Consider the following 16,869-nt stretch of genomic DNA (forward strand, 5'->3'; position numbering starts at 1 on the left):
TCCCACGGCCGACGGCCAGCGTCGCTGCCGCGTGAGCGTCGCGATCCCTAGGCGCGTCCTTGCGCGATCCGGGGTATGATCACGCGGCCCCATCCCGCCCCTTCGGGAACTGGCAGGAGGTCTCTCAACGTGTTCGAGATCAAAGTCGACCGGAACATCGCCATGGTGGATTTCGTCCTCGAGGGGCGTGTCCGCCTCGAGGAGATGGAGAACTTCGTCAGCGAGCTGAGGAAGGCGTGCGAGAGCCTCCAGGGCCGGGGGATCAAGATCAAGGCCGATGTCCGCGGGTTCAGGCCGATGTCCCCCGACGTGGCGGAGAAGATCCGCGCCGTCCAGGAGTTCGGCCTGGAGCTCGGGGTGATGCGCGTCGCCGAGATCATCGAGAGCGACATCGTCGCGCTCCAGCTGAACCGCGTGGCGCGCGAGAGCGGCACGGACAAGGTCCTCCGGCGCTTCTGGGACGAGGACGCAGCCCACGAGTGGCTCCTCCACGGTGATCCCGAATGAGCGGCGGGCACCCGCTTCGGATACGGGCCCATCTCGGCGTTTTCGGTGCTCAGCGCACCTGAGTGCGCTTCCGCGCCGAAAACGCCGATCTGGGCCCGTCTCCTGTGCGGGTGACCGCCGCTCGGCGGGGCTTTTGCCAGAGAGAAGGGGGCGGGGGCGCTAGAAGAGAGGCGGTGGGTCGGAGGGGTGCGGGGGGCGGTAGCGCTTCAGGATCTCGGCAACGGCGTCCAGCGGCAGGGCCGGGGCGTGGTGTCCGCTGTGGCCGGTCATGTCGACGCCGGCGAACATCGCGTTGAGGATGGCCTCCTCCACCACGTCGACGGTGGCCTCGTAGAGCGCGTCGACCTCGGTGTCGAGGACGAGCTCGGCCATGTGCCGGCCCGGCGCCAGGGGATGCACGCTGAGCGAGCGGCTCGACCGGGGGGCGCTCCACTGCTCCGTGGCGACGCGAGGCACCCGGTTCGCGGTGCTCCAGGCGAGGACGATCTCGCCCGAGTTGTTGGCCGCATACCCGCCGGTCCGGCCGATCGCGAGCGCGGCGCGCCGCGCGAGGCGCGCGAGCTGACGATGGATGAGCGGGGCGTCGGTGGCGACGAGCACGATGATCGAGCCGGCGGGGCCCCGCCGCGGGACATGGTTGAAGCGGTCGCTGATGAGCCGCCCGACCGGGACCCCATCGACGCGGAGCAGCTCGCGATCGCCGAAGTTCGACAGCACGAGCGCCCCCACGAGGGCGTCGACCCCGCCGACGGGGACCGACCGGCTCGAGGTGCCGATCCCGCCCGCGAAGTGGAACGTCTGCATGCCCGTGCCGGCGCCGACGCACCCCTCGGCCACGGGGCCACCCCGGGCGTTGTCGATCGCCTCGTCGACGTCGGCCTGCGCCACGTGGCGCCCCACGGCATCGTTGAGGAAGCTGTCGTCGCACTCGGCGACGACCGGGATCACGACGTCGTAGTCCTTGCCGATCTTGGGGTGCTTGCGCGAGAGCCACGCGACGGTCGCGTCGAGGACGCGGCCGACGCAGAGCGTGCTGCAGAGCAGGATCGGCGTCTCGCAGAGGCCCCACTCGTTGATCTGCGAGAGGCCGGTCACCTCGCCCGCGCCGTTGAGCACGTAGCTCGCGGTGAACACCCGATCGAGGAAGACGTCGCCGTCGGCCGGGACGACCGCGGTCACGCCCGTGCGCACCGGGCCGAGGCCGGGGACGAGCTCGCCTTCGCCCTCGATCTTGGTCACGTGGTGGACCCGCACCCCGGGGACGTCCGTGATCGCGTTCTCCGGACCGGTCGGAAAGCGGCCGATCGCGACGCCGAGATCGCGCAGCCGAGGGCGCCTGAGCGCGGTCGAGGGCGCGCTCATGGGCCGGCGACCTCGCCGCTCGCGACGGAGACCGTGTCGGAGAGGGGCGCGGTCTCCACCGGGAGCGGCGCGGGCACGGCGAGCGACGGGCCGGGCGCGGCCAGCAGGCCCGGATCGGCGGCCGGCGAGGCGCCCGCCGCGCTCGCGGAGGGCGCGGCCGCGCCCGCCGCAGGCGCCGCCGCGGTGAACGCGGGCCGCGGCGTCGCGGCGGCCCGGGCGTCGCGGTGGCGCTTGAGGCAGCCGGCCAGGATCTCGCCGATCAGCATCCGGTAATCCATCCCCGCCACCTTCGCGATCACGCAGAGATCGCTGAAGTCGGGCGTCAGGCCAGGCAGCGGGTTGATCTCGATGACGTACACCCTGCCGTCCTTCGCCATGCGCAGATCGACCCGGGCCACGTCGCGGCACCCGAGGGCCGCGAACGTGTCGCGCACGACCTTCTCGACGCGGCGGAGCTCCGACGGCGTGAGCTGCGCGGGGCACTCGAAGCGCACGCGCGGCGTGTCCGATTGCTTCTCGTCGTAGCCGTAGACGGGGTAGGTGGGCGGGTCGACGAAGACGACCTCCATCGGCGGCAGCACCTTCGGCCGCCGCTCGCCGAGCAGGCCGACGGTGAACTCGCGGCCCGTGATGTACTCCTCGATGAGGGCCGGCTGGTGGTAGCGATCGACCAGCTGCTTCGCCGCGGCGCGCGCGGCGGCCTCGTCCTTGACGACGGACGCCGAGGTGATCCCCTTCGAGGTCCCCTCGGCGTTGGGCTTCACGATCACCGGGTAGCGGAACGGCTTCAGCTTCTCGCGCCCGGTCGTGACCACCTGCCACTCGGCCGTCTCGATGCCGGCCGCCCGCAGGATCTGCTTCGTGAGGCCCTTGTCGAGGGCGAGCGAGAGCGTCGTCGCGTCCGAGCCGCTGTACGGGATGCCGAGCAGCTCGCAGAGCGCCGGGACCTGCGCCTCGCGGCCGCGGCCGCGGAGCCCCTCGGCGATGTTGAAGACGACGTCGACCCCGGATGCCGCGAGCGCGCGCGGCAGGTCCGGGGTCGCCTCGAGCGGGACCACGGTGTGGCCGTAGCTCTCGATGGCGCTCGTGATCGCCTGGATCGTGCGCGGCGAGTCGAACTCGGCCTCCAGGTCGTGCGCCGCGCCGGGGCCCGCCTTGTCGGCCGCCGCCGTGTCGCTCCGCTTCATGTTGTAGGTGAAGCCGACGCGGAGCGCGGTCCGCTTCGCCCGGCGCGGCTGGTTGCTCTCCAGGAGCGGCAGGAGCCCCCGCCGCTTGCAGGCGCTCCTCACGATGGCCCGGATCACGCCGTCGAAGTCGACGCCGCGCTGCGCCGCCGCGACGAAGACGCTGGCGCCCGGCTGGAGGGTGGGCAGCCCGTCGACCTCGAGGAAGTGGACGTCGTGGCCCTGGCTGCGCGAGGGGGACGGCGTGACCCGGAACTCGCAGCGGGCGTGATCCTTGAGGTCCAGGGCGCGCACGATGCGCGCCGTGATGGCCCGGATGCGCTCGATCGTGGCCGCGGGCAGCTGCGCGGGCCGGCGCGTGACCTGCTCGGGCTTCGCGTGCTTCAGGTTGAAGTCGTAGACGTTGTAGCTGCCCGGCACCTGGGGATCGATCACGAACTCGATCGGGGTGAGGACGCCCTCGGGGATGCCGGTGCCGCTCGAGCGCGCGCCGCTCGCGTCCTTGAGGCCGTCGACGAAGGCGCACGCGACGTCGATGCCGGCGATGTAGTGCTCGACGAGCAGGCCGGCCTCGAAGCGCGCGAGCTGCCGCTCGACGACCTCGGCGAGGTGGTGCGCGTCCTCGCAGACGCTCCACTCCCGGAAGATGCCCTTGGAGGAGCCCTCGAAATTCGGCTTCACGATGACGGGGAAGCTCACGTCGTCGAGCGCGCCGCTGTCCAGGGTCGTCCGGTTGACGAGGCGGGCGCGCGGGGTGGCGACGCCGTAGCTCGCGAGGACGCGCTTCGTGAGCGACTTGTCGAGCGCGACGTTCAGCGCGTAGGCGTCGGAGCCGGTGTACGGGATGCCGAGCTCGTCGAAGAGCGACGGATAGAACGCCTCGCGCGTCTTGCCCTTGTGGCCCTCGGCGGTGTTGAAGATGAGGTCCGGCTGGAGCGCCTCGAGCCGGGCGAGGACCCGGGAGGCCGGCCCGCTGACCTCGATCCGCTCGACCTCGTGCCCGGCTCGCTCGAGCGCGCCGGCGATGGCGGCGATCGTCTCCGGGCTGTCGAACTCGGCTTCCTCGGCGGAGCTCGTGATCTTCAGGTTGTGCGTGAGCGCGATGCGCATGGTCTCTCCTGTGCCGGTCGTCCGGGCCGCGGCTCCCCGGTGCTCTGCCGGAGGCGCACGCGCGTGCGAGATTACGGCCAGCAGGCGTGATTTGCCGGGGAAAAAGCAGGAGAGCGCCGCCGGGGGCTCCGGGGCTCGGCGGGCTCCCGCTCGCGCGGAGGTCGTGCTAGCGACCCCGTGTGGATCGTTTCGCCGCACACGACGCCGACCGCTCTCCGCCGCCCGAGCCTGGCCTCCTTTACGAGGAGCTGAACGAGCCGCAGGCGCGCGCGGCCAGCCACGCGGCGGGGCCGCTCCTCATCTTCGCCGGCGCGGGGAGCGGCAAGACCCGCGTCATCGTGTACCGGATCGCGAACCTCATCGTCACGCACCGTGTCCCGCCCTACCGGATCCTGGCGGTGACGTTCACGAACAAGGCGGCGACCGAGATGAAGCGCCGGCTGGAGGGGCTCATCGGGGCCGACATCGTGAAGGACCTCTGGGTGGGCACGTTCCACGCGGTGTGCGCGCGCCTGTTGCGCCGGCACCACGAGGCGGCCGGGCTCGACAAGAACTTCGTCATTTACGACGACGACGATCAGCGGGCGGTCATGAACCGCGTGCTCAAGGAGCTCAACCTCGACGATCGGCGCTATCCGCCCCGCCAGGTGCTCTCGCGCATCCACGCGGAGAAGCAGGAGGGGCGGGGGCCCGCCGAGTTCGAGCGGAAGGGCTACTTCGACGACGCGATCGCGCGGTGCTTCGAGGCGTACGAGCGGCACCTCAAGGCGGCGAGCGCGGTGGACTTCGACGACCTGCTGCTCGCCGTGCTGCGCATCGCGGAGGACCCGACGAGCTACGCCGGCGAGGATCTCCGGGGGCGCTTCCGGCACGTGCTCGTGGACGAGTTCCAGGACGTGAACCAGGTGCAGTACCGGCTCGTCCGGGCGTTCTGCAAGAGCCACGACAACCTCTGCGTGGTCGGCGACGACGACCAGAGCATCTACCGCTGGCGCGGCGCGGACGTCCGGATCGTCCGCGGCTTCCGGCGCGATTTTCCGCACGCGACGGTGGTGAAGCTCGAGCAGAACTACCGCTCCATCGGGCACGTCGTGCGGGGCGCGCTCGGCGTGATCCGCCACGCGTCGGATCGCGAGCCGAAGGAGCTCTGGACGGCGAACCAGGACGGCACGCCGATCGACGTGGTGGCGGCGGACAGCGAGCACGACGAGGCGGCGTGGGTTGTCGAGTGCGTGCGCGCGCTCATCGCGGAGGGCGTCTCGCCGAACGAGATCGCGGTGTTCTACCGGATCCACGCGCAGTCGCGCGTGCTCGAGGAGGTGCTGCGCGAGGCGCGCATCCCGTACCAGATCATCGGGGGCACGCGCTTCTTCGAGCGGGCGGAGGTGAAGAACCTGCTCTCGTACCTCCGCGTGATCGCGAACCCCAAGAGCGACGTGGATCTCAACCGCATCATCAACGTGCCCGCCCGCAAGATCGGCCAGAGCACGGTCGACAAGCTCATCCAGGCGGCGGACCTGCTGGGGGTGTCGCTGTTCGAGGCGATCGATCCGCTCCTGGAGGGGCGGGTGCCGCCGTCGGCGATGCCGGGGGGCCAGCTGCCGCCGCTCGCATCGGCGGCGAAGCGCAGCCTGCTCGGCTTCCGCGATCTGATCCACGGGCTCATGACCGAGGCGAAGAGCGTGTCGCCGAGCGCGCTGGCGGAGGAGGTGCTCGCGCGGTCGGGCTACGCCAAGGCGCTCGAGCAGGAGGACAGCGTCGAGTCGGAGGCGCGGCTCCAGAACTTGCGCGAGCTCGTGCAGTCGCTCGTCGACTACGAGCAGGAGGCGACCGCCGCGGGCGACGAGGCGACGCTCGCGGGCTACCTGGAGCGGGTGAGCCTCGTGTCGGACGTCGACGCGCTCGCGGACGTGCCCAAGGTGGCGATGATGACGATCCACGCCGCGAAGGGGCTGGAGTTCCACGCGGTGTTCCTGACCGGCATGGAGGAGGACCTGTTCCCGTTCCGGAGCCAGGATCCGAACCGCAAGGGCGACATCGAGGAGGAGCGCCGGCTGGCCTACGTCGCGATCACGCGGGCGCGCGAGCGGCTCTGGATCACGCACGCGGCGCGGCGGGCGATCTTCGGCCAGACGCGTTACGGCTTGCCGAGCCGCTTCCTCGCGGATCTGCCGCCGGCCTCGGTGCGCCCGATCGCGACGCCCGCCAGCATGATGGCGCAGCGCCGGGTCGAGGGAGGCTTCGGCGGGGGCGGCGGGTACGCCGCGCCCGGGCTCCGGTTCGGCGGGCAGGAGCGGCAGGAGCGCTCCTGGGAGGGCCGCGAGCGGAGGCCCGGGGCGCAGGCGGACGAGCGGTTCGCGGGGGCGCGGTTCTCGCGGGAGGGCGAGCCGGCGAGGGGGGCGACGGCGCGCGGCATGGACGTCCCCGACCGGGCGCCGGGCGAGCGGTATGTCGAGCGGGAGGCCGTCGATACGGGCGCCGAGGGCGGCGAGGGGCTCGCGTTGCGGCGCGGGACGCGGGTGTACCACGAGCGGTTCGGGCCGGGCGTGGTCGAGAGCGTGGATCCCGGGGCGGATCCGATCGCGACAGTGAAGTTCTCCGGGTGGGGGAAGAAGCGGATCAAGGTGGCGTTCCTGCGCGCCGGGCCGTGAGAAGGGGGGCGCTGGACGGCGGGGAGGCCCTGGGGCGCGGCGCTCCGGCTGGATAACGGAGCGGTCCAGGCGGGATGACGATGGTGTTCGCCGCAGGACAGCGGGTGGAAGGCTGGTCTTATGGGCCGCCTCGCGAGGGGTGCTCAGGAAGCTCGACTTGGGGGGGCATCTCTTCGGGACCATGCCACTGGTCCCAGCCTTCGGGCGGCTCGGGAGTTTCGTAGGCCGCGAGCCACGCGCGCGCGACGCTCACGATGGGCTCGGGGACGTCGAGGCTGAACTCCCATGTCTCCAGCAGGGCGCGCATCCGGCGCGTGGGCTCGACGGCTCGCTGATACTTGGGGTGCGAGCGCTGGGGAATCCCCTCAAATAATGCCGAAGATCTCGCGGAAGACGGCGTGCTCCCGGACGATGCGGTCGAAGGCAATCATGAGGGGCCGAAGCCAGTCCTCGCGCAGGGTGGGAATGCAGTCGTACCAAGTAGAGTCCCTGGCGATAGAGTGAGTGTGTGCGGCGCTTGACCGTGTTGACCTTCAGATACCGATCGAGGCCGGCTTCCTCGCTCGCAGCGCCGAGCAGCGTCAAGAGCGCATGAGCGATGGCCGCGAGCAGCAGCAGGCGATCGCGCCGGCCGGCGTTGTGGATGTGCGTGGCGGAGAGGCCCATCCCGAAGTGGTTGTCCTTGATGTCTCGAAACGTCTCCTCGATCGTGAACCTCTTGCCGTAGAGCTTGACGATGTCGCCCGCCTTGCGATCCGAAAGCGATGTGGCCAGGCACCACGCCTCCTTCATCTTCGGCGCGTAGACAAGGACGACGGCTGGAACCTTGGCGCGGTCGCCCGTGACGCGCACCTCGCGCAGCATCGTGGCGCGGCGGCTCGCCGGCACCCACGCGTCGGCGGGCCTCGCTTCCCCGACCGCGTTCTCGACGGTGATACACCCGCGGAAGCGGATGACAAAGTTCCTGCCGATGAACTCCAAAAAGTCGTAGAGCTTGCGATCGCCGAAGCCCCGGTCGGCGAGCAGAACGACCTCAACAGACTCGTCAATGGCGCCGTGGAGCCACTCGATGAGCTCGTATTCGTGGTCCTTCTGGGTACCTTTCAAGGCGGACTTCTTTACGGGTTTTCCATGCCAGCGGTGTCGCACGGCCATGCCGTGTCACGAGGTAGGCGCAGAGCGTCGTGTGGTCGTCCTTCTCGAAGTCCGTCCAGTCCAACGCGATAACGATCTCTTTGCGGACCCCGATCACGAACTTTACCCACGATCTCAGGGATTGGAATACGTCGATGCCGGTATTGCTCAGCAGCCGGTCGACCTGCTTGACCCCACTCTTCGGTTTGACATTTGCGACCTTCGCATACGCTTGGCCGATGGCATGGATGGCCAGCACCGCCGCGTGCAGGACGCCGAAAACACCGTTTGCGAGCGACAGGACGCGCATCGCGTGCAGGTCATCGCCGAACAGATTCTCGCCGAAGGTCTGGATGTACTTCGGGTCGACCGTCGGACGGCTGGTCCGCACAGACGGCGCAGGCGCGGAGTCATGTGCGGCAGGCTTATGTGCGTTCTTCGCGAGAATCGTCATGATGTCGCTCGGACCAACGGCGCATGTGCCAAGCTCGCTGGTCGCCTCCTACCAATGTATATTCCGGTCAGCGACGACGATTTCTCACTCACATGGCACAACTCTTCACTTCGGGGTCCATGAAGCGCAGGATTTTGGTGACTCCTGTCGCCAATAAACCTACACACGCCGACCATGAGGCGGTTCTATGCGACCATCAATTTCGCCAAATTTTGTCACGAAATGAGGGGATCCCTCAGGTGAAGCCGAGCTGGAGCGAGCCTCCGCGCAGGCGCACGCGCGCGAGGAGGTTGACGATGATTACCGAGAGTCTTGCTCGCTCCTCTCCGGAGCCTCGGGCCCCCGCCGGAGGCCTCCGTTCCGCCCAGGAGCGCTCCGGCCAGCGCGGGGCGCGGGCTTCTCGACCTGCGGCTCGATGAGCTAGAATGTGCGACCATGCGCGCCTCCGAGACCCTCGACGACGATGCCGGCGCGGCGTGCGATGCGCAGGGGGAACCTCAGGCCGGGCTCGTTCTCATCTTCTCGGGAGAACAGCCTCGCTTCGAGATGATCCCGCTCGTGGCGGGCGCTGTCGAGCTCGGGCGCGGTGAGGTCGCGGGGGTGCGCATCGACGACAAGCGCATGTCAAGGACGCATGCCAGCGTCGCCTTCGACGGTCACCGCTGGAAGGTGCGGGACGGAGGGAGCCGCAACGGGACGGCGATCGACGGGGAGGCGATCGCCGGCGCGCGCGTGTTCGAGGCGCCGCGGCTCCTGCGCACGGGGGCGTCGCTGTTCCTCCTCGCGACGGACGTGCGCCCCTTCCGGCTCGGGATAGCGCGCGCGGGGGACGTGGTGATGGGGCCGGCGCTCCAGCGGAGCTTCCAGGCCATCGCGCGCGCAGCCAGGTTCGGGCGGGTCCTGCACCTGACGGGGGAGAGCGGCGCGGGCAAAGAGATCGCGGCGCGGGCCTTTCACGACGCCGCGCGCGGCGGGCCGTTCGTCGCGGTCAACGGCGCAACGCTGCCCGAGGGGATGGCGGAGCGCCTGCTCTTCGGGGCGCGCAAGGGGGCGTATACCAGCGCGGTGGACGCCAAGGGGCTCGTGCAGAGCGCCGACGGTGGCACGCTCTTCCTCGACGAGATCGCCGAGCTCTGCCCGGGCGTGCAGGCCAAGCTGCTGCGCGTGCTCGAGACGAAGGAGGTCTCCGCCCTCGGCGCCGAGCGGCCGGAGCGCGTGGACATACGCCTCGTGTCGGCGACGCTCAAAGATCTGCGGTCCGAGGTGGCGGCGGGCCGGATGCGCGCGGATCTGTTCTTCCGGATCGGGATGCCCGCGGTCCCGCTGCCCGCGCTCCGCGACCGGATCGAGGAGATCCCTTGGCTCGTCGAGCGCGCCGTGCGTGCGGTGAGCGAGGCCGCCGGCGGGCTGCGGCTGCACGCCTCGTTCGTCGAGGCCTGCCTGCTCCGGCGCTGGCCCGGCAACGTGCGTGAGCTCGCGGCCGAGGCGCGCTCCGCCGCGCAACTCGCGGTCGACGACGGGGGCGTGGTGCTCGCCCGCCACCTGGCTTCGAACGCCGGCCTGGCCGTGGAGGCCACGTCGCCGCCGCCGAAGATCTCCGACGACGTTATCGAACAGGCCCTGCTCGCCGCTGGCGGGAACGTCTCTCAGGCGGCGCGCGCGCTGGGTATGCACCGCAATCAACTCAACCGCTGGCGGGCCAGGCGCGAAGAAGGCAACGGTACCGGGGGCCCGAGGTCCGAGGAACCCTGAGCTCTGGCACACGCGTTGCTTGACGTATGGGCAAACGCATGGCGAAGGCGGAGCACGCGAAGCGCCTGAACGTGAGAACAGCGCCGCTGCGCCGTCAGGCGGAGCCGCCTTCCGTGGAGGCCAAGGAGAACATATCATGACTGTCAATCCCATGATTGAAGAGGGGGGGACTCGCGTCCTCGACGAGAACGGCAAAACGATCGGATTCGTCTTCACCGAGCCGGTCCGCGGTGCTCCCGAGAGCCAGATCCAGCGGTGGATTCTGTTGGGAACGGAGATGTCGTACCGGTTCGAGAAGTGTACGATCCCGTGCAAGGAGACGTGGAAGAAGATGGTGACCACCCCGGCACCGTCGGGTGAAGGCCCCTCCTGGGGCAAAGATCCGGAGAAGGGGCTCTGGGTGAAACGGGCGCTTTACGTGGTGGCCCAGTCGACGCTGGTGACGAAGTGGCTGCCGGGGCAGGTGCCCTCGCCGACGTACCCGAAGTGTGCGGGAGCACTGTTCCCGCCGTCCAGCGACGCCTGGCCGCGGAAGTGCGACAGCGAGCAGATCATCATCGACAGGGTCGGTATCGTGAACCATCGCGGCAACATCGTGGGGCATTGCTTCGGTGATCTCACCGAAGACGCGCTGAATAAACAGCTCTTCACGAGTGCGGAGTATGTCTTCATCTCGGAACGTGAATCAGAGATGCTTGTCGGCGCGGACACACCGTGGAAGTCGATCAAGCGAGGGAAGGATAAGTGCAAAACTGCGCGTGCATTCCATGATAATTACGTAAAGAACTACGGACAGCCCAATCGGCTCGGTGGAACGCGCTACGACGTCATCGGTTGCTGCTACTACAGAAGCGGGGACAAGCCGCCGCCGGGCAACGATAAAAAGCTGGAGACGTTCTTGTTCGGCTGAGCGCCGTCGGCGCAGCAGCGTATCCCGGCCGTCATGCGCCGTTCGGTGCTCGGTTGTTGCGGAACGCCCGCTCGGGTAGCCTCCGGCTCGATGCCGAGCGTAACGAGCGAGGGGGGGGCAGGCGAGGCGGCGAGCGCCGAGCTGGGGAGTCGGATCGCGCTCGCAGGGCGCTACCGATTGCGCGCGGCGCTCGGGCGCGGCGCGTACGGCGAGGTCTGGGAGGCGGACGACCTCGTGCTCGGCGAGCGGGTGGCCATCAAATGGCTCCTGCACGCCGGCCCCGAGCCGTCGCGGGTGCGCAGCGAGATCGCCACGCTGCGCCTGCTCCGCCTGCCGGGCGTCGCCCGGCTGCTCGACGAGGGCATGGAGGAAGGCCGCCCCTTCTTCGTCATGGAGCGCGTCGACGGCACTCCGTTCCCCGGCCGCTCGGGCATCCACCCGAGCATGGCGACCGTGCGGATGTCCGTGCACCTGAGCGAGACGGTCGCCGGCGACGTCCCGGAGACCGTGGGCGCTTCGGCCACGCTCGCCGCGCCCGGGCCCGTGCGGCAGGCGCTTGCGCCGCGCCTGCCCCGGCGGAGCTGGCTCGAAATTGCCCCATCGACGGAGGCGCTCCTCGAGATCCTGGCGCGCGTGCACGCCGCCAGCATCGTTCACCGCGATCTCAAGCCGGAGAACGTGCTCGTCCGCGCCGATGGCCGCCCCGTCGTGCTCGATTTCGGCATCGCGCTCGGCCGCGCTTCGCCCGCAGGCGCCGCGACGGACGGGCAGATCGCCGGGACGCCGGCCTACATGGCGCCGGAGCAGATCAGCGGTGAAGGGGTCGAGATCGACGCCCGCGCCGATCTCTATGCGCTGGGCGTGATGCTCTACGAGGCGCTCACGGGGAGCCTCCCCCACGAGGCTTCCAACATCTATTCCCTGATGGTGCTCCGCACGACGACGGCGCCCGCGCCGGTGCGCGACCGGGCTCCGGAGGTCCCGCCGCACGTGGCGGCGCTCGTCGATCGCCTGCTCGCGATCGCGCCGGAGGAGCGCCCGCGCTCCGCGGCCGCAGCGCTGGCCGCGCTGCGCGGCCAGTCCGAGGGCCGGGGGGTGGGCTCGGCGCTCCTCGGCGCGCTCGGCCCTGGGCCGATCGCCGAGGCGGCGCTGCGCGAGCTGTTCGTGGGGCCGGATCGGTTCTTCCACCTCCGCGAGGATGGTGCGCGTGCGCTCTGGGCGCGAAGCGCCGGCGTGCCGGCGCGGGTCGCCGCGGAGCTGGACGCGTGGGTGCGCGCCGGCATCGCCCGCTGGGATGGCGATCGGATCGCGATCGATCGCACGACGCTCGACGAGCTCGGGGTGGGCCCGCCCATCGCGGCGACGCTCGCCCCCGGGGGGCCGGCCGATGCGCTCGACGGATCGGAGGACGGGCGGCGCCGGGGCCGCCGCACGCTGGCCGAGACGATGCCGCAGGGGGAGCCCGGGCGCCTGGTCCATCTGGTCGCCGCCGGCGAGGACGCGCTGGTCGCGGCGGAGGCCCTCGCGCTGGCGCGTCGCCTGGCGCAGGAGGGCCGCCTGGGACAGGCGACGACCGCGCTGCACGAGGGCCTGCTGGCGATACGGCAGGGGCCGCTGGATCTGACGGCGTCGGAGGAGCCGCGGCTCCTGTCCCTGTGGGTCGAGGTTGCCTTCGCCGAGCGCCGGCCGCACGCCCTCGACCGGGTGCTCTACGAGATCTGCCGCTCGGTCTCCCGCGCCTCACCGGACGTCGCGCACCTCGAAGGCCTGGTGCGGGTCGCGCTCCTCGTCGACAGTCCGAGCTGGCGAGCGCGCGCCCGCGCGCAGGCGGACGCGCTCGCCGCCTTCGACGATCCGGCGCTCGAGCGCTGGCGCCAGTGGGTGCGGGTTCGCGCAGGCCTCCGCGAGTCGCCCGAGGCGGCGGAGGCTGCCGTCGCCGGGACGCAGGTGTGGGCCGGACGCACGGCGCACCCCGCCGCCCGGGCGTCGGTCGCGGGGGTGCTCGGTCTCGTCCGCTACGAGCAGGGGCGCTTCGATGAGGCCGCGCGGTGTCACGCCGAGGCGGCGGCGAGCGAGGCATGGCTTCCCCTTCAGCTCGCCGCGACGCTGAACGAGGCCGGGGCGCTGCTCGATGCCCTCCGGCCCGAGAGCGCGCTGGCGCGGGCACGCGCCGCCGGCGAGATGGCCGCGCGCTGCCGACACCTCTATTTCGAGGTGCGCGCCGCGTGGATCGCGCGCACGGCCGCGTTCCGCCTGGGAGAGCTTCAGGCGCCCGATCGGGAGCTGGTCGAGGCCTCCGTTCAGTTCAGCACGGCGCTGCTCGCCATGGTGTGCTTCACCGAGGCCGCCGTCGCGTACCGCGCAGGCGCTCTCGAGGCGGCCGGCGAGCTGGTCGATCGCGCCCTCGACGCGTCGCGCCGCGTCGAGCGCCGCTGGCTGGTGATGTTCGGGCGCTGCCTGGCAGCGGCCGTCCGCGGCGTCTCCCGCGACGAAGCCGAGGAGCTCATCCAGTCCGCGTGCGGCTGCCCGATTACCGGCCTCGGCATCCAGGCCCTCGGGCTGCTGCGGCGAGGCTGTCCCTCGCTCCCTCCCTTCCCGGACGACGTGCTCGCGCCGCTCTGCCGCGACGTCCCCGAGGACCGATGGGACGCGCGTCTCGACGTGCTCTCGGTGCGCGAGTCGCTCGCGGCGTGCCGGGCCGTGGCGATCTGAGGCGGCTCACGAGCTCCGCGCGCGGCCGCGCTCGCGACGTCATCGTCACGATCGTCCGCCGCGGCGCCGCGCTGCGTCCCGGGGGCGAAGGGGGCGCGGGCCTGACACGGTGTCGACACGGTGTCAGGCGCTCGACCCCGCACGAACAGGCGGGGCTCCGTTCGCGATGTCCAGCGCTCGACCTCGGCGCCAGTCCGTCTTGGATGAACGGGTGCGCCTGCCAGGTTCGTCGGAGCGTCATGCACGCCGGCGGTCTGGACCCTGAGCACGTTGCCATGACGTGCTCGAGACGACCGAGCCGGACCGAGCGCTCTACCTGGCCGTGAGCCAGACAGCGTCCCTCCCTCTGTGCCAACGTCGCATGAGACAGGCTCCCCCTGGAAATCTGTGGCGAGAGGGCGGAGACTGGACCCCTTGTAGCCCGCGACCCGCCCGTCGTTGCCCTCCGACATGCAGTGAAGCATTTCGGACGTGTCAAAAAGTTATCCATGGCTGCCCCGCACAGGAGACGCCGGATGTCGACGCCCTCGTCTGCTGCGTCTTGGCGCCTCTCTTCTACCGCTGTGGGCAGCTCGCCCGACTCTGGGATTTCCTCGTCCAATCATGCCTCCGCCGGGCGATGGATTCCCGACTCCGTGACGGACGAGCGGATCCCTCAGCCCTAAATCCACACCTCACCGAGCAGCGGCAGCACCCCCATCCTCACATCGCGCGACGCGCGCCCCAGCCTCTCGGCCAGCCGCTCTCCCTGCATCGCGGGGAGCGCGATGGCCGGGCGATCCATGGGAAGGAAGAAGTTGTCCCAGTGCGAGAAGAGCACCGCGCGCGGCGACAGGGCGCGCGCGACGCGCTCGGGGAAGCCGCGGGAGGCGGTCCAGCCGGCCACGCAGAGCAGGAGCAGGTCGGGCTCCCTGCAATCGAGGCCCGCCTCGACGAGCTCCGCGCTGCCCAGGTGGACGATGCGCCGGTCCGCGACCCGGATTTCCACCGCAAAGACGGCGCCGCACCGGTAACGCTCGGCCCGGAGCGGGACCTGGTCGCAATCGGAGATGTCGCCGGGGAAGGGGACCCGGCCGAGCAGCAGGCGGGAGTGAGCGCTCGGGAAGAAGCGCAGCTGGAACGGGCCGACCTCGGCGACCACGGGCTCGCCGCCCGGCGCGCGCTCGACGTCGCGCACGCGCGCCGCGGGGACGCCGGCGGCGCGGCAGAGCGCCGCCGCGGAGCGCGAGCCGAAGACCGTGGCCCCGGTGCGGAGCGCGATCTCCGGGATGTCGAGCGCGTGATCGAAATGGGTGTGGCCCGCGATGACGGCGTCGGCGCGCGGCGCGTGGCGCGCGATGGCGGCCACGTCTGGGGCGAGCCGGCCGGCCACGCAACGGAGGAGCGAAGCGCGCGTGAGATAAGGATCGATGAGCACCACCGCGCCGGCGTGCTCGATCGCGAACCCCGCCGTGCCCAGCCACCGCACCCGGACCGCGCCCGCCGGCGCGAGCGACCGCGGAGAGAAGGTGTCGGCGATCATCGTCGCGGGCTCGTCCGGCCGGCAGACGGGGTGAGTCGGTGCGGCGTGCTCATCGAGATCGAGATCCGATCGAGATCGAAACGTACGTCAGTGTCCGTGTTTCCGGCGACCGAAGCTCGTCCGCTCGGTTACGATTGTCGGTCGTGGCAGACCGAACGCGCGCCGGCACGATCGCCGCCCTCGCCGCGCTGTACTTCGCACAGGGCATCCCGTTCGGCTTCCAGGCGACGGCGCTCCCCGTCTTCCTGCGGGCGAGCGGCGTCTCGCTCTCGGGCGTGGGCTTCGCCGGCGCGCTCGCGCTCCCGTGGGCGGCGAAGGCGCTCTGGGCGCCGCTCGTCGACCGCTACGGGTGGGAGCGGATCGGCAGGCGCCGCTCGTGGATCCTGCCGCTCGGGGTGCTGCTCTCGCTCACGTGCGCGGCCGCCGCGTTCGTCCCGCCGTCGCGCCACCTCGGCGCCCTGCTCGCGCTGGTCTTCCTGATGAACCTGCTCGCGGCCACCCAGGACATCGCGGTCGACGGGCTCGCGATCGACCTGCTCGGGCGCGGTGAGCTCGGCCTGGCGAACGCCGCGCAGGTGGTCGGCTACAAGGTCGGCATGCTCGTCGCCGGCGGGTTGCTCGTCTGGGCGAGCGCCTGGATCGGCTGGGGCGGTCAGTTCGGGGCGATGGCCGCGCTCGTCTTCCTCTCGGCGCTGGCCTCGCTCGCGCTGCGCGAGCCTCCCGCGAGCGAGGTCGAGGCGTACGCGCGCCGGTCGCTCCGCGAGGTGCTCGCGACGGTCCTCGCCGCCCTGCGGGCGCCCGGCGCGCTCTGGGTCGTCGCCTTCCTCGGGACCTACAAGCTCGGCGAGGCGATGGTCGACATGATGTTCAAGCCGTTCCTCGTCGACGCCGGCTTCCCGCCGCACCAGATCGGCCTCTGGGTGGGCACGTACGGCCTGGTCGCGTCGATCGCCGGCTCGCTCGCGGGAGGCCTCCTGTCGCACCGGATCCCGCTGCTCGCCGCCGTCGGGGTGACCTCGGCGCTGCGCACCGTCGCGATGGCGGGCGAGTGGACCCTCGCCGCGGCGGGGGCGCCCACGGCGAATGCCGTCGTCGCGGTCACCGTGGCCGAGCACCTCTTCGGCGGCGCCCTCACGACAGCGGTGTTCGCTTTCATGATGTCGCGTGTCCGGCGGTCGGTCGGCGCGACGCACTACACGCTGCTCGCCAGCGTGGAGGTGCTCGGCAAATCGCCCGCTGTGTGGCTCTCGGGCGCCGCCGCCCAGCGGCTCGGCTATGCAGGCCTGTTCGCCCTGGGGACGGTGATCTCGGTCGTCTTCCTCGGGCTGCTCTTGCCGCTGCGGGAGCGGAGAGCGGGAGAGGGGTGAGCGGACCCCGTCGCCCCATTTTGCCCCGGTGACCAATTTTGCCCCAGTTCCGTGACCTGGCGAAATTGCATCGTAGAAGCAGAGAAGACGCCGGAACGCGGGGGAACGCGGGGGAACGCGGGGGAACGAGGGGGAACGAGGGGGAACGCGGGGGAACGAGGAGAGATGAAGAATTTTTGCTCTCTCCTCTTCCCTCGGCGCCCA

Annotated in this window: 9 protein-coding genes and 1 pseudogene; 6 read left to right on the top strand and 4 right to left on the bottom strand. The window is 71.0% G+C overall.

Annotation, left to right across the window (positions count from 1 at the left end; genetic code table 11):
* The first annotated feature begins 129 nt into the window (after nt 1–129).
* Entirely contained in the window at nt 130–507 is a 378-nt protein-coding gene (locus WMF45_RS05035) for an STAS/SEC14 domain-containing protein (protein ID WP_044963993.1), read from the top strand.
* Between the two features lie 159 nt (nt 508–666).
* Here WMF45_RS05035 and WMF45_RS05040 read toward each other — a convergent pair whose 3' ends face one another.
* Entirely contained in the window at nt 667–1,869 is a 1,203-nt protein-coding gene (locus tag WMF45_RS05040; protein ID WP_437715823.1) for a P1 family peptidase, read from the bottom strand.
* Nucleotides 1,866–4,163: a D-alanine--D-alanine ligase family protein gene (locus WMF45_RS05045; RefSeq protein ID WP_437715824.1), complete on the bottom strand. Its 2,298-nt coding sequence runs from the start codon at nt 4,161–4,163 to the stop codon at nt 1,866–1,868. Before WMF45_RS05045 ends, WMF45_RS05040 begins: the two co-directional genes overlap by 4 nt.
* Nucleotides 4,164–4,342: 179 nt before the next feature.
* Here WMF45_RS05045 and WMF45_RS05050 point away from each other — a divergent pair, with 179 nt between their 5' ends.
* Nucleotides 4,343–6,814 (top strand): ATP-dependent helicase, encoded by a 2,472-nt coding sequence (locus tag WMF45_RS05050; protein ID WP_437715825.1) that lies wholly within the window; start codon nt 4,343–4,345, stop codon nt 6,812–6,814.
* A 365-nt stretch (nt 6,815–7,179) separates the two neighbouring features.
* On the opposite strand, the pseudogene WMF45_RS05055 reads toward WMF45_RS05050, so the two are convergent.
* Nucleotides 7,180–8,339 (bottom strand): annotated as a pseudogene (locus WMF45_RS05055) (IS4 family transposase).
* Nucleotides 8,340–8,837: 498 nt separating this feature from the next.
* On the opposite strand from WMF45_RS05055, the gene WMF45_RS05060 reads away from it, so the two are divergent.
* The 3 genes from WMF45_RS05060 (at nt 8,838) to WMF45_RS05070 (ending at nt 13,776) form a co-directional block, all read left to right on the top strand.
* The gene (locus WMF45_RS05060; protein WP_437715826.1) at nt 8,838–10,154 is read left to right on the top strand and encodes a sigma 54-interacting transcriptional regulator; all 1,317 of its coding nucleotides are present in this window, start codon (nt 8,838–8,840) and stop codon (nt 10,152–10,154) included.
* A 136-nt stretch (nt 10,155–10,290) separates the two neighbouring features.
* Entirely contained in the window at nt 10,291–11,064 is a 774-nt protein-coding gene (locus WMF45_RS05065) for a hypothetical protein (RefSeq protein ID WP_437715827.1), read from the top strand.
* Between the two features lie 90 nt (nt 11,065–11,154).
* Entirely contained in the window at nt 11,155–13,776 is a 2,622-nt protein-coding gene (locus WMF45_RS05070) for a protein kinase domain-containing protein (protein ID WP_437715828.1), read from the top strand.
* Nucleotides 13,777–14,437: 661 nt separating this feature from the next.
* Here WMF45_RS05070 and WMF45_RS05075 read toward each other — a convergent pair.
* A complete protein-coding gene (locus tag WMF45_RS05075; protein ID WP_437715829.1) occupies nt 14,438–15,298 on the bottom strand; it encodes an MBL fold metallo-hydrolase in 861 nt (286 codons plus the stop codon).
* 143 nt (nt 15,299–15,441) lie between these two features.
* On the opposite strand from WMF45_RS05075, the gene WMF45_RS05080 reads away from it, so the two are divergent.
* Nucleotides 15,442–16,665 carry an MFS transporter gene (locus tag WMF45_RS05080; protein WP_437715830.1) on the top strand — a complete coding sequence of 408 codons (1,224 nt, stop codon included), beginning with the start codon at nt 15,442–15,444 and terminating at the stop codon, nt 16,663–16,665.
* The last annotated feature ends 204 nt before the right edge of the window (nt 16,666–16,869 follow it).

It is taken from the genome of Sorangium sp. So ce448 (genome assembly GCF_051520915.1).
In the GTDB taxonomy this organism is placed as follows: domain Bacteria; phylum Myxococcota_A; class Polyangia; order Polyangiales; family Polyangiaceae; genus Sorangium; species Sorangium cellulosum_B.